This window comes from Luteococcus sediminum, assembly GCF_054783495.1.
The window spans coordinates 529,924-542,897 of the sequence record NZ_BAAGQL010000013.1 but is presented as its reverse complement, the minus strand read 5'-3'; the positions used below and the strand labels follow the sequence as shown (position 1 = coordinate 542,897).

Here is a 12,974-nt window from a genome sequence, read left to right as displayed (position 1 = left end):
GTGTTTGAGGATGGCGTTGGCTCGTTCGGCGGGTGCTCGCAGGCCGGTCAAGAGACGGTTGCGGCAGCGGTTGTCGGGGTCCAAATGGTGGCCCTTGACCGCGTGTTGGATCCCGATCCCGGCGCCGTGGTAGCCCTTGTCGGTCAGCGTCGGCAGGCCCTTGGCCGCGGCCGGATAGAGCGCCGGCAGGGCGTGTTCCCGGGCGGCGGTGATGTCGTGGGTCGATCCGGGAGTGACCGGCGAGGCCCAGATGGGGAAGCCGGTCGAGTCGGTAAGGACCTGGACGTTGCCGCCGTGACGATGGTGTTTGCCGAAGTACCACCAGTCGTTGCCGTTTCCTTGTGGGGAAGGGATCTGGACTGCGTTGGTGGCGATCAGTGTGCCGTCCAGGCAGACGAAGCCCGCCCCGCTGTGGTGTTGCTGCTCCAGGACGTTGGGCAGGTCTGGCGCGTGATCAGCGACCACGTCGAGTGCTTCGTGGAGGTAGCGGTAGGCGCTGGCCTGGGACAGGCCGTGGTCACGGGCCAGGCGGTGGATGGGTGTCGCGTCCAGCATCCATCGGCAGAACATCATCGCTTGGGTCCAGCAGGTCGCGGCACGTTGCCATGGGCGTCGGTCATGGACTCGGCGATGGGCACGAAGCCACGCCGCGATACGACGCACGATGGTTTCGGGCAGGTCGAGGATGGCACGATAGGACAGCATGCGGGCTCGGTTCTGGTCGGGCTTGGGATCTTCGTCGAAACCGATCCTGCACCACCCGACCCGCATGCACCCATTCCCCGAACGCCATCACCCCTTGTCACATGGTCAACGACGACTATCCAACGACTAGGTCTGGTGAGAAAACCCCACTGTGAGGGGTACCAAGGCTGCCGTGGTCCCGATTCGCGTGCCCACCACCTGTTTGGTGAAGGGCATCAGGACGACCATCAGGATGATGAATGGCAGTGATCGCACGATGTTGACCATCGCGTTGATGAAGCCATGCGCCAAAGGATTGGACTTGATCCCGCCGGGCCGCCACAGCACTAGGGCAAGTGCCAAGGGAATGGCCACGATGGTGCCGAGGGCCAGGGACCATCCGACCATGTAGAGGGTGTCGACCGCTGCCCTTGCGAGCTGATCTGGACCGATGCCGAAGTAGGATGCAATGAAATCGGTCACAGCGGTCTCCCGTCGTTGAGCTCCGGAGCCGCGGTCAGCTCCGCCAAGGGTTGGTGGGCGACATCGACACCAGCGTCTTCGAGGAGGCGACGTGCTGCCGCTCGTTGCGCCTCGTCGCCGATCGCCTGAACCACCAGGACTCCGAGGACCTGCTCGTCGATCTCGTGAACGGTGGCGTAGAGCAGCGCCGTTCGCAGTTCGAAACGCGAGTTGATCTCCGAGAGCCATTGCCCTGTGGAGGCCCCACCCGTGTAGGTGAGGCGCCACAGCTCATTGGGCTCAGTGGTGGCCTGGACGCCGGCCACCAGCGCATGGGGACGCGGTCGTCGATGATGGTCCGCACGAAGCGGCGTGTGATCGCCGCCTGCGGGTGTGAGAAGACCGACAGGACAGGGCCCTGCTCGACGATGCGTCCTTGGCTCATGACGGCCACTTGGTGGCACACCTTTGCAATCACATTCATTTCGTGGGTGACCACCACGCTGGTAACTCCGAGTTCCCGATTGATCCGGCGCAGCAGCGCGAGGATCGAATCGGTCGTCTCAGGATCGAGGGCAGATGTTGCCTCGTCGCAAAGCAGGATCGAAGGAGCATTGGCCAGCGCGCGCGCAATTCCCACGCGCTGCTTCTGACCGCCGGACAGCGTCGCTGGGCGAGCGTCGGCCTTGTCCGTGAGTTCGACAAAACCCAGCAGTTCGTCCACCCTGGCACGGATCTCACTCTTGCTTGCTCCGGCCAGCTTCATCGGCATCGCCACGTTCTCGAAGACCGTGGAGCTTTCCAGCAGGTTGAACTGTTGAAAGACCATGCCGATCCGACGTCTTTGCTTGGCGAGTTCTCGCCCCGACAGTTCGGCGATATTGACGCCTTCCACCAAGACGGTGCCACGGTCAGGACTCTCCAACAGGTTGATACATCGCAGGAGCGTTGACTTCCCAGCACCTGAACTGCCGATGAGCCCGTAGATGACCCCTTCAGGGATGTGGAGGCTCACGTCGTCCAAGGCCACTACCGAACGGCGTCCGGAGAAGCGGCGGGAGACATGGTCGAGTTCGATCAAGGATCGTGCCTGTCTGTTGGTCTAGCGATGAGCAATGGAGGGCCAGCACGGCTAGTGGTGCGCAGGAGTGTCCTTGCGGTCGAGTTGTGGGACACGACTGATGAAATAGTCCTTGGACCGTGCTGGGCGACGTGCAGGTGCGGGTCTCAGTGCTCGCGACAGGCGCAGCAGGCGCCAGCGAGAGGAATGACGGGGGAGGCGACGTCGAAGGGAGCCCGGATGTCGGACTCTTCGCGCGTACGCATACTCATACCTCCGTCGTGATGTACGCAACACTAGGCGCAGTCCCTGAGATATTCAAAGGTCGCCGCTCCGTGCTGAAATCATCCTTTGATGGCCGCGGGAGTCGGGGTCAGGGCAGGACCATGACCGCCCTCAGCACGCCCGACGGGGCCTGACTGCAGGGGGATGTCCGTCAGCGACGGTCGTGCTTGCGCAGCGCCGCGGCGGCCTGGGCCAGCCCCAGGTGGCTGAAGGCCTGCGGGTAGTTCCCCGCGTGGCGCCCGGTGGCGGGGTCGTACTCCTCGGCCAGCAGCCCCAGCTCACCGCCCAGCGCCACCAGCTTCTCGAAGCGGGCCTGGGCCTCGTCGAGCCGGCCACTGCGCGCATACTGCGTCACCAGCCAGAAGGTGCACAGCAGGAAGGGGTGCTCGTCGCCCTCCAGGCCATCGAGCTTGGCCTCGGTGCGGTAGCGGTGCACGAAACCGTCCTCGTCCACCAGGTCCTGCTCGATGCGGGCCACGGTGCCCAGCATCCGCTCGTCGTCGGCACTGACCAGGCCGGTGCCGGGCAGCACCAGCAGCGAGGCGTCCACCTCGGTGCTGCCATAGGACTGGGTGAAGCTGTTGAGCTCGGTGTTGAAGCCCTGGTCCCAGATCTCGTCGTGGAGGCGGTCACGCGCCTCTCGCCAGGCCTCCACATTGCCCTTGAAGCCGTACTGCTCGACGGCGCGGACGCCGCAGTCGAAGGCCGCCCACATCATGGCCCGGCTGTGGGTGAAGTGGTGCAGGTCGCCGCGCATCTCCCAGATGCCGTGGTCCGGTTCGTCCAGGCGTTCCAGCGTCTCGTCGAGCAGGACGGCCTGCAGTGTCCAGCTGAAGCGGTCCTCGGCGATGCCGTGCTCGCGCATCTTCTGCAGCGCCAGCATCACCTCGCCGATCACGTCGGCCTGGTACTGGCCGGCGGCACCATTGCCAATGCGTACCGGGCGCGAGTCGGCATGGCCCGCCAGGTGGTCCAGCTCCTGCTCCTGGCCGAGGCGCTCGGCCCCGACGCCGTACATGATCTGCAGGTCGTGGTGGTCACTGGCCACCGCCCTCAGCAGCCAGTCACGCCAGCTCTTCTCGGTCAGGCCGTGGTCCAGCATCACCTCCATGGTCAGCGCAGAGTCGCGCAGCCACACATAGCGGTAGTCCCAGTTGCGCTCGCCCCCGAAGTCCTCCGGCAGCGAGGTGGTGGGGGCCGCGACGATCCCGCCCGTCTCGTGGTGGGTCAGGGCGCGCAGCACCAGCAGGGAGCGCCGGGCCTCACGGCAGTGGTCGTCGGAGAGGATGTCGTCGGCCCACTTCTGCCAGTCGCCCACGGTCTTGTCCAGCTCCGCGGCCACGTCGGGGGCGGCCGGTGGGGTCAGGTGCGACTCGAACCAGGTCAGGGTCCAGCAGGCGGATTCGCCCGAGTCCAGCTCGAAACGGCCGGCGTGGTGGGCGTCGTCCGGGTGCAGGTCGGGTCCGTGCAGCACCAGGGCATTGGGCCCGGAGATGGCCACCAGCGCCTGCTCGCCCTGCTCGTCGGGGGCCCGCCGCATCCACGGGAGGCTTTGGCCGTAGCGGAATCGCAGCGTCAGCTCGTGCTCGATGGTGACGGTGCCGCTGGTGCAGGTCACGTGGCGCACGAGGTCGGCGCGGTCATTGGCCTGCGGCATGAACTCGGTGACCAGGCACTCGCCGCTGGGGGTGCGCCAGCGGGTCTCGAGGACGAAGGTGTCGTCGCGGTAGCGCCGCTCCACCACTTCCCCGTCGACCGGTGCCATCAGCCAGCGGCCGTTCTCGCGGTCGCCCAGGATGGCGCAGAAGACGGCCTCGTCGTCGAAGCGGGGCAGGCACAGCCAGTCGATCGAGCCCTGTCTGCTCACCAGCGCCGCCGTGCGGCGGTCGCTCAGCAGGGCGTAGTCCTCGATCGGGGTGTGCGTGCTCATCCAGGTCTCCTGTGCGTCGGGGGGGCGGGCACGCGCACAGCTCCACCGGTCACGCCGGGCGAGGCTCTACTCGGAAGGCTTCGTCCGGGGCGGCGAAGGCGTCCTCGTCCATCGTGGCGCGCAGCTGCGCATCGCTCGCGCGGCGGGTCACCAGGCGGTGCGGCACCCGGTCTCGATTGTAGGACACCGTGGAATAGCCGTGCGGCTTGGGATTCCCGTCATCGTCCAGGGCGACCATGACGATCTTGTCGATGGAGATGATCACCTCGCCGGTGAAGACATTGCGCACCACCGCCTTGAGGGTCAGGCTGGTGCGGCCCCAACGCACGACGCTGAGGCCCATCTCGATGATGTCACCCTGCCGGGCCGAGGAGACGAAGTTGATCTCGCTCATGTACTTGGTGACGGTGCGTTCGTTGCCGAGCTGGATGATGGCGTAGATCGCTGCTTCCTCGTCGATCCAGCGCAGCAGGCTCCCCCCGAACAGGGAGTGGTTGGCGTTGAGGTCCTCGGGCTTGACCCACTTGCGCGAGTGAAAATTCATGGAATTCGGCACGGGGGCAAGCCTAGTCACTCCATGCTGAGGACAGGAAAAGGCCGCCGGCCCCCGAATCGGTCAGGGGCCGGCGACGTGCTGATCGCTGGCTCAGGGCAGGTGGATCAGAGCAGGTAGGGGTCGTCCTCCCAGCTGGACAGGCTCTTCGGATCGGCCGCATTCGTGTCGCGACCGGCTGGTGGCAGGTCCGCGGCGGTGGCCGGCTCGGTGGGCTTGGTGGGCTGGTCCAGCTCCTTGCCCACCGCATTGCGCGCCAGCCATTCCGCGCGGGAGTTGGCCGGCGTGCCGGTCAGGTCGACGGTGGAGATGTCGATGCCCAGGGCCTTCGCGACGCCCTCGCCATAGGCGGGGTCTGCGTGGAAGCAATTGTAGATGTAGCGATGTTTCACCTGCAGCGTGGCGTCGCCCATGGCCCGTGCCGTGTTCTCACAGGTCACCAGCTGCTGTTCCGGTGTCATGGCACGCCACAGCATCCCGGGCTGGGTGTAGTAGTCGTGGTCGTCGGCGCGGTAGTCGTACATCGCAATGTCACCGCCGGCCTGCGTCGGCTCCGCCAGCTGCGGCGAGTCCGCCCAGTTGCCATAGGAGTTGGGCTCGTAGTGCAGTTCCGAGCCGCGGTTGCCGTCGACGCGCATCTGGCCATCGCGGTGGAAGGAGTGCGGGCAGCCGACGCCCTTGGGCTGGTTCACCGGAATCTGGTGGTGGTTGATGCCCGTGCGGTAGCGGGCCGCGTCCCCGTAGGCGAAGAGCCTGGTCTGCAGCATCCGGTCAGGGGAGTAGCCGATGCCGGGCACGATGTTCTGCGGCGTGAAGGCCGCCTGCTCGACGTCGGCGAAGTAGTTCTCGGCATTGCGGTTGAGCTCCAGGATGCCGACCTCGCGCAGCGGGAAGTCCTTCTTCGGCCACATCTTGGTGAGGTCGAAGGGGTTGGTCTCCATCGCATCGGCCTGCTCGACCGTCATGGTCTGGATGTAGAGCTTCCACTGGGGGAACTGGCCCTTCTCGATGGCCTCGTAGAGGTCGCGCCCATTGGACTCGCGGTCCTGTCCGACGACCGTCGCAGCCTCCTGGTCCGTCAGGTTCTGGATGCCCTGTTGGGAACGGAAGTGGAATTTCACCCAGGTGCGTACTCCGGCGGCGTTGACCATCGAGTAGGCGTGGGAGCTGAAGCCGTGCATGAACCGGAAGGACGACGGGATGCCGCGGTCGGACATGATGATCGTGGTCTGCAACAGGGATTCCGGCAGCGAGGTCCAGAAGTCGAAGTTGGTGTTGGGGCTGCGCAGGTTCGTCCGGGGGTCGCGCTTGACGGCGTGGTTCAGGTCGATGAACTTCTTGGGGTCGCGGAAGAAGAAGACGGGGGTGTTGTTGCCCACCACGTCCCAGTTGCCGTCCTCGGTGTAGAAGCGTGCCGCGAAGCCGCGGATGTCACGCTCGGCATCGGCGGCGCCCCGCTCGCCGGCGACCGTCGAGAAGCGCATGAAGATCTCGCACTTCTTGCCCACCTCGGAGAAGATCTTGGCGTGGGAGACGTCGGTGATGTCCTGGGTGACGGTGAAGTCGCCAAAGGCGCCCCAGCCCTTGGCGTGCATCCGCCGCTCGGGGATCACCTCACGGTTGAAGTGGGCCTGCTTCTCGATGTTCCAGGCGTCCTGCAGGACGACGGGCCCGCGCACGCCGGCCGTGGCCGTGTCCTGGTTGTCGACCACGGGCGACCCATTGGCCATGGTCATCGGGCCTTCGCCCACCACATTGTTGCGGCTCGGCAGGTGGTCTCCCACGCCGTTCTTCGCCATCGGATCGGTCGTGTCAGCCATGTAAGCCTCCTGGAAGATGGAACCATTCCAATGTTGGAAGGGTTCTGACTTGGATGCTAGGCGGGCTGGCCCTGGACTTCAAAAGGTCGACGAAGGATCGAAGCCGCAAGGCATTTAAGTTAGGATTGCCTCACCTAAATGTCTGGAGGATGACATGAACGCCCCACGCCAGCCCCGCCCTGCCCGCCACGCCACCGTCACCGGCAAGGAGGTCCTCACCCGGGACATGGTGCGCGTCCACTTCGAGGGGGCGGACCTGCGCCAGATCGGCCCCCTGGAGAAGACCGACAGCTACGTCAAGCTGCTCTTCCCACCATCGGGTGCCGGCTACACGCTGCCCTTCGACCCGGACCGGGTGCAGGACGAACACCCGCGGGAGCAGTGGCCGGTCAGCCGCACCTACACCGTGCGCCACCATGACCTGGACGCCGGGCGGATGAGCATCGACTTCCTCGTCCACGGCGACGCCGGGATCGCTGGCCCATGGGCCATGAGGGCGGAGCCGGGGGAGTCCGTCGTCTTCCGCGGGCCGGGCGGTGGCTGGGCCCCGCGGCCCGACGCGCCACACCACCTCCTGGTGGGGGACGAGACGGCCCTGCCTGCCATCGGTGCCGCACTGGACGACCTCCCGCACGGCGCCTCCGCGACGGCGGTCCTGCAGGTGGCCGATGCCTCGGTGCACCTGCCCCTGCGTTCCCTGCCGGGGCTGGACGTGATCTGGCTGCACCGCGACGAGCAGCCCGGTGCCGAACCCGTCCTGGCCGCCGTCGAGCGGCTCGAACTGCCCTGGGATGGGCTGGAGGCCTTCGTGCACGGCTCGGCGGACATGGTCAGGCTGTTGCGGCGTCACCTGCTGGGCGAGCGTGCCATGCCCCGCGAACACCTGTCCCTGTCCGGCTACTGGCGCCCCGGTCTCGACGAGGACCACTGGCAGGCCAGCAAGCAGGACTTCGTCGCCCAGATGGAGCAGGAGACCACCTCGGGGTCCTGAAGGTCGGCACCGTCCCGTGGACCCGCCTCGGTCTTCGGCCGGGTTCTTGGTAACGTCCCGGGGTCACCCGTGTGATGCTTGAACACTTCACGAAGGACGGCCCATGGCCCAGACCCAGACACCTGCACGCGACGAGCACCAGCTCCACCGCGGACTGCGGGCGCGCCACCTCAACATGATCGCGATCGGCGGTGCCATCGGCACTGGCCTGTTCGTCGCCTCCGGTCAGACCATCAACGAGGCCGGTCCGGGCGGCGCACTGCTGGCCTATGCCGCCATCGGCTTCATGGTCTACCTGCTGATGCAGTCCTTGGGGGAGATGTCCACCTGGCTTCCCGTCGCCGGCTCCTTCGAGGCCTTCGGCACCCGCTTCGTAAGCCCGTCCTTCGGCTTCGCGACGGGCTGGAACTACTGGTTCAACTGGGCCATCACCGTCGCGGCCGAACTGGTGGCCGCATCCCTGGTGATGAAGTACTGGCTGCCCGACGTGCAGGCCTGGGTCTGGAGCGCCATCTTCCTGGCCATCCTCTTCCTGCTGAATGCGGCCAGCGTCGGCACCTTCGGTGAGAGCGAGTTCTGGTTCGCCTCCATCAAGGTGGTCACCGTCATCATCTTCCTCGTCGTGGGCCTGGCAATGATCCTGGGCATCATGGGCGGCCGCTCGGCAGGCTTCAGCAACTGGACCCAGGGCGAGGCCCCCTTCGTCAACGGTTGGCAGGGTATGCTGGGCATCTTCATGATCGCTGGATTCTCCTTCCAGGGCACGGAGATGATCGGTGTGGCAGCCGGCGAGGCCGAGCACCCGGAGAAGTCCATCCCGCGCGCCATCAAGGCCGTCTTCTACCGCATCATGCTCTTCTACATCGGTGCCATCGCGGTGGTCGGTTTCCTGATCAGCTACACCGACAAGCGGCTGCTGTCCGCAGACGTCGACAACATTGCCGTCAGCCCCTTCACCCTGATCTTCGAGCGGGCCGGCATCGCCGGTGCCGCATCGCTGATGAATGCGGTGATCCTGACCTCCATCCTCAGCGCCGGCAACTCCGGCATGTACGTCTCCACCCGGATGCTGTACGGCATGGCGCGCTCCGGGAAGGCGCCCAAGGTCTTCGGCACCACCACCAAGCGGGGCGTGCCGATGGCGGCGCTGCTGGCCACCACCCTCGTCGGTGCCTTCTGCTTCATCGCCAGCCTGATCGGCGACGGCGGCGCCTACCTGTGGCTGGTCAATGCCTCGGGCCTGGCCGGCTTCATCACGTGGATGGGCATCGCCTGGTGCCACTACCGCTTCCGGCGCGCCTTCGTCGCGCAGGGCCACTCGCTGTCCGAGCTGCCCTTCCGCGCCCAGTGGTTCCCGCTGGGCCCACTGGTGGCCCTGGCCATGTGCGCCGTGGTGGTGGCTGGACAGAACTACCAGGCCTTCGTCGGGGACGTCGACGTCGAGGGCCTGTTCGCCAGCTACCTGGGCCTGCCGGTCTTCCTGGCCCTGTGGGCCGGCCACAAGCTGGTCACCCGCGCTCCCAGCGTGCGGCTGGAGACCGCGGACCTGTCGCGCACCGACTGAGCGTCCCCCGGACACGACTGGTGCCCGCCGCCCCGAGGGGTGGCGGGCACCAGTGCGTCTTGGGGTCAGCTCTCGTCGACGGCGAACAGGCCGGTGACCTGCGCCCGGCCCAGCTCATGGGCGTGGATGGCGAAGCGGGCCTGGGTGTTGGTTGCCTCCAGCGGCACCGGCAGCTCCTCGCAGCCCAGTGCGTGCACCGTGTGGATGTAGCGGTGCGCCGGCCCGGGCGGCGGGCAGGGGCCGCCGTAGCCGGCGAAGCCGTAGTCGATGACCCATTCGCGGGCGCCCTCGGGCACCGGGCCGCCCTCGGCGATCTCGGTGACCTCGGCGGGGATGTCGGCCATCACCCAGTGCCAGAAGCCCGAGCCGGTGGGGGCGTCGGGGTCGTAGATGGTGATGGCGAAGCTCTTGGTGCCCTCCGGGGGATTGCTCCAGGACAGCTGCGGGCTGACGTTCTGCCCGCCGGCGTCCTCGGTGGCGTACTTCCGGGCGATCTCGGCGCCCTCGGTGATCGACGTGCTGGTCAGTTCCATGGCTGCTCCTTCGTCCAGGGGGCCGAGTGGGCCCTCCGCTCGGGGATGGCACTGCGCCTGCAGTGCACCGCGTGGATGCCTCGAGCCTAGTGCTCCGATGCCTGAAGGGGCAGGGCCTCGGCACCGATCAGTCGATCCTGCTGAAGCCCAGCACGTGCAGCACCAGCTCCCCGGCCTCGTCACAGGCGTCCAGGTCGATGGAGGCCTGCAGCTGCCAGTCGTGGTCATGCTCGGGGTCGTCGACCACCTGCGCGACCCGCCAGGTGCGCGGCTCGCCACCCTTGCCGCCGAACTTCTCGATGCGCAGCATCCTGGGCCCACGCGCATCGCCGTCCAGGCCCATGTCGTCGTGCTCGTCCCAGTAGGCACCCAAGGCCTCGTCCCAGGCATCGGCATCCATCACCGCGGCGGGGTCGCGGGCATCGAGCTCGGCCAGCTCGTCCACCTTGTCGTAGGCCATCAGCTCCACGTGGCGCCACATCAGGTTGCGTACCATCACCATGAAGGCGCGCTCATTGCCGGTGACCGGGTGGCGCTTCTCGGCCGGGTGGGTGAGCGCCTTGAGGCGGTCCTCGGGGTCGGCGTCGGGATCGGTGAGCGCCTCCCACTCGTCCAGCAGCGAGGAGTCGGTCTGGCGGATCACCTCGCCGAGCCACTCCACCAGGTCGGTGAAGTCCTCGGTGACATAGCGTTCCGGGACGCTCTGGCGCAGCGCCCGGTAGGCATCGGACAGGTAGCGCAGCAGCAGGCCCTCGCTGCGCTGCACCTTGTAGTGGGCGACGTACTCACCGAAGCCCATGGCGCGCTCGTACATGTCGCGCACGATCGACTTGGGCGAGAGCTGGTTCTCGGCGATCCACGGATGGGTCAGCCGGTAGGCCTCGTAGGCCTGCTCCAGCAGCTCGGCCAGCGGCTTGGGCCACTCGACGTCCTCCAGCGCCTCCATCCGCTCCTCGTAGTCGTAGCCGTCGGCCTTCATCTCCGCGACGGCCTCGCCCCGGGCCTTGTACTGCTGCTGAACCAGGATGAACATCGGGTCCTCGAGGGTGGCCTCGATGATGCTCACCAGATCCAGCTCGAAGCCATCGGCATCGGGGTCCAGCAGGTCCATCGCCGCCATCGCGAAGGCACTCAGCGGCTGGTTGAGGGCGAAGTTGTCCTGCAGGTCCACCGCCAGCTCGTAGCGGCGCCCCGACTGTTCGGGCCGGTCCAGGCGGGTGATCACGCCGGCCTGCAGCAGCGAGCGGGCCAGGGCGACGGCGCGTCGCTTCAGCTTGCGACGGGTCGCCTCGTCCGGCACCGACTCGTCGATCAGCGCCACCACCGCAGCCGCGGTGTCGGTCTCGCGCTCCAGGATGTTCAGCAGCATCGCATGGGTGATCTTCATGCGGGCGTGCAGGGTCTCCGGGGTGGAGTCGACCAGCTTCTGGAAGGTCTCCTCGGAGTAGTTCACGAAGCCCTCGGGGGCCTTCTTGCGCTGCACCTTGCGGCGCTTCTTCGGGTCGTCACCGGCCTTGGCCAGTGCCTTCTCGTTCTCGATGACGTGGTCGGGTGCCTGGGCCACGACGTAGCCGATGGTGTCGAAACCGGCGCGCCCGGCACGGCCGGCGATCTGGTGGAACTCGCGGCTGCGCAGGATCCGGGAGCGTCGGCCGTCGAACTTGCTCAGCGAGGTGAACAGCACGGTGCGGATGGGCACGTTGATGCCGACGCCCAGGGTGTCGGTGCCGCAGATCACCTTGAGCAGCCCCTGCTGGGCCAGTGTCTCCACCAGGCGCCGGTAGCGGGGCAGCATGCCGGCGTGGTGGACGCCGATGCCGGCGCGCACCAGTTTGGACAGGGTCTGGCCGAAACCGCCGGCGAAGCGGAAGTGGCCCATCGCCTCGACGATCTGGTGGCGTTCCTCGGTGCTGACCAGCTTGATGCTCAGCAGCGCCTGCGCCCGCTCCAGTGCGGCGGCCTGGGTGGAGTGGACGATGTAGACCGGCGCCTGGCCGGTGGCGACGATCTCCTCGACCGTCTCGTGCACCGGCGTGAGTGACCAGCGGTAGGTCAGCGGCACCGGGCGCACCGCGTCGTCGATGACGGCGGTCTCGCGGCCGGTGCGGCGGGTGAGGTCCTTGGTGAGCTGGCTGACGTCGCCCAGGGTGGCGCTCATCAGCACCTGCTGGGCCTGCGGCAGCTCGGTGATGCCCACCTGCCAGGCCCATCCGCGCTCGGGCTCGGCGACGAAGTGGTACTCGTCCATCACCACCTGGGTGACGTCGGCCTCGCGCCCCTCGCGCAGGGCGATGTTGGCCAGGATCTCGGCGGTGCAGCAGATGATGGGGGCGTCGGCGTTGACCGAGGCGTCGCCGGTGACCATGCCCACATTGGTGGCGCCGAAGACCTCGCACAGGGCGAAGAACTTCTCGCTCACCAGCGCCTTGATCGGGGCGGTGTAGAAGCTGACGCCGTCGGTGGCCAGCGCGGCGAAGTGGGCGGCGATGGCGATCAGGCTCTTGCCGGAGCCGGTGGGCGTCATGACCACGGCATTGTTCCCGCTGAGGATCTCGAGGATCGCCTCCTCCTGGTGCGGGTACAGGGTCACGCCATTGCTGGTGGTCCACGCCGTGAAGGCGTCGTGGATGGCGTCGGGGCCGGGGTTGGTGCCCAGGGCAGGGAGCTGGTCGATGAGGCGCATGGTGCCTCCATCGTCCCACGAGGCGAGCCCTGGTCCTCTGACGATCCGCTGCCGTGGCCGTGCCGGCGCCGGGGCTCGGGACCGCGGGGGTCCTAGTCTGGGGCGCACGAGCGAGCCGACCATCCCGATGCCCGAGGGCACCCGGGGCACTTCGTCCCAGAACCCTTCGTCCTCACAGGACCACTCCTCGTGGCCGAGTGGGCCGTCCCCGTGGTCCTCGCAGGGCTCGCTGCCCGACTTCGATCCCTGTGCCGAGCCGGCCTGGTCGCAGGTCGGGCAGCCGGCCCCGCAGCCGGCCGCGCCCCGACAGCCCCAGGAAGCCGGCTTCGCGCCGCCTCCCCAGCCGGCACCTGGGCAGATCCAGTTCGGCCAGGTCCAGCCGGGCCAGGCCCAGTTCGGCCAGCAGGCG

The 12,974-nt window shown here is 67.4% G+C and carries 10 protein-coding genes and 1 pseudogene; 2 read left to right on the top strand and 9 right to left on the bottom strand.

From position 1 onward, the window contains the following. The 7 genes and pseudogenes from ACYVKA_RS09435 to ACYVKA_RS09405 all read right to left on the bottom strand — a co-directional run. Positions 1-705: transposase family protein (locus ACYVKA_RS09435; protein ID WP_460704869.1), on the bottom strand; the 705-nt coding region annotated here is incomplete at its 3' end. 126 nt (positions 706-831) lie between these two features. Next, the gene (locus ACYVKA_RS09430; protein ID WP_460704867.1) at positions 832-1,167 is read right to left on the bottom strand and encodes a hypothetical protein; all 336 of its coding nucleotides are present in this window, start codon (positions 1,165-1,167) and stop codon (positions 832-834) included. Then, positions 1,164-1,472 (bottom strand): NIL domain-containing protein, encoded by a 309-nt coding sequence (locus ACYVKA_RS09425; RefSeq protein ID WP_460704915.1) that lies wholly within the window; start codon positions 1,470-1,472, stop codon positions 1,164-1,166. Before ACYVKA_RS09425 ends, ACYVKA_RS09430 begins: the two co-directional genes overlap by 4 nt. 263 nt (positions 1,473-1,735) lie before the next feature. Further along, a pseudogene (locus ACYVKA_RS09420) lies at positions 1,736-2,161 on the bottom strand (ATP-binding cassette domain-containing protein); the annotation flags it as partial. 481 nt (positions 2,162-2,642) lie between these two features. Further along, the gene (locus ACYVKA_RS09415) at positions 2,643-4,421 is read right to left on the bottom strand and encodes a glycoside hydrolase family 15 protein (RefSeq protein ID WP_460704864.1); all 1,779 of its coding nucleotides are present in this window, start codon (positions 4,419-4,421) and stop codon (positions 2,643-2,645) included. A gap of 49 nt (positions 4,422-4,470) precedes the next feature. Next, complete coding sequence (locus tag ACYVKA_RS09410) at positions 4,471-4,977, bottom strand: acyl-CoA thioesterase (protein ID WP_460704862.1); 507 nt, start codon at positions 4,975-4,977, stop codon at positions 4,471-4,473. A 104-nt stretch (positions 4,978-5,081) separates the two neighbouring features. Next, the gene (locus ACYVKA_RS09405; RefSeq protein WP_460704860.1) at positions 5,082-6,794 is read right to left on the bottom strand and encodes a catalase; all 1,713 of its coding nucleotides are present in this window, start codon (positions 6,792-6,794) and stop codon (positions 5,082-5,084) included. Positions 6,795-6,948: 154 nt separating this feature from the next. On the opposite strand from ACYVKA_RS09405, the gene ACYVKA_RS09400 reads away from it, so the two are divergent. Both ACYVKA_RS09400 and ACYVKA_RS09395 read left to right on the top strand, forming a co-directional pair. Then, a complete protein-coding gene (locus ACYVKA_RS09400; protein WP_301408076.1) occupies positions 6,949-7,785 on the top strand; it encodes a siderophore-interacting protein in 837 nt (278 codons plus the stop codon). Positions 7,786-7,888: 103 nt separating this feature from the next. After that, complete coding sequence (locus ACYVKA_RS09395) at positions 7,889-9,349, top strand: amino acid permease (protein ID WP_460704858.1); 1,461 nt, start codon at positions 7,889-7,891, stop codon at positions 9,347-9,349. 65 nt (positions 9,350-9,414) lie between these two features. Here the strand turns inward: ACYVKA_RS09395 and ACYVKA_RS09390 are convergent, their stop codons facing one another. Together ACYVKA_RS09390 and ACYVKA_RS09385 are read right to left on the bottom strand one after the other, a co-directional pair. Further along, positions 9,415-9,882, bottom strand: coding sequence for a YbhB/YbcL family Raf kinase inhibitor-like protein (locus ACYVKA_RS09390; protein WP_394275505.1), 468 nt, complete (start codon positions 9,880-9,882; stop codon positions 9,415-9,417). A gap of 127 nt (positions 9,883-10,009) precedes the next feature. Beyond that, positions 10,010-12,565: a DEAD/DEAH box helicase gene (locus ACYVKA_RS09385; RefSeq protein ID WP_460704856.1), complete on the bottom strand. Its 2,556-nt coding sequence runs from the start codon at positions 12,563-12,565 to the stop codon at positions 10,010-10,012. Between the last annotated feature and the right edge of the window lie 409 nt (positions 12,566-12,974).

Excerpts from the sequence above, each read along its gene's own strand:
- ACYVKA_RS09405 (WP_460704860.1), bottom strand. The coding sequence starts at position 6,794 with ATGGCTGACACGACCGATCCGATGGCGAAGAACGGCGTGGGAGACCAC.
- ACYVKA_RS09395 (WP_460704858.1), top strand. The coding sequence starts at position 7,889 with ATGGCCCAGACCCAGACACCTGCACGCGACGAGCACCAGCTCCACCGC.
- ACYVKA_RS09390 (WP_394275505.1), bottom strand. The coding sequence starts at position 9,882 with ATGGAACTGACCAGCACGTCGATCACCGAGGGCGCCGAGATCGCCCGG.
- ACYVKA_RS09385 (WP_460704856.1), bottom strand. The coding sequence starts at position 12,565 with ATGCGCCTCATCGACCAGCTCCCTGCCCTGGGCACCAACCCCGGCCCC.
- ACYVKA_RS09415 (WP_460704864.1), bottom strand. The coding sequence starts at position 4,421 with ATGAGCACGCACACCCCGATCGAGGACTACGCCCTGCTGAGCGACCGC.
- ACYVKA_RS09400 (WP_301408076.1), top strand. The coding sequence starts at position 6,949 with ATGAACGCCCCACGCCAGCCCCGCCCTGCCCGCCACGCCACCGTCACC.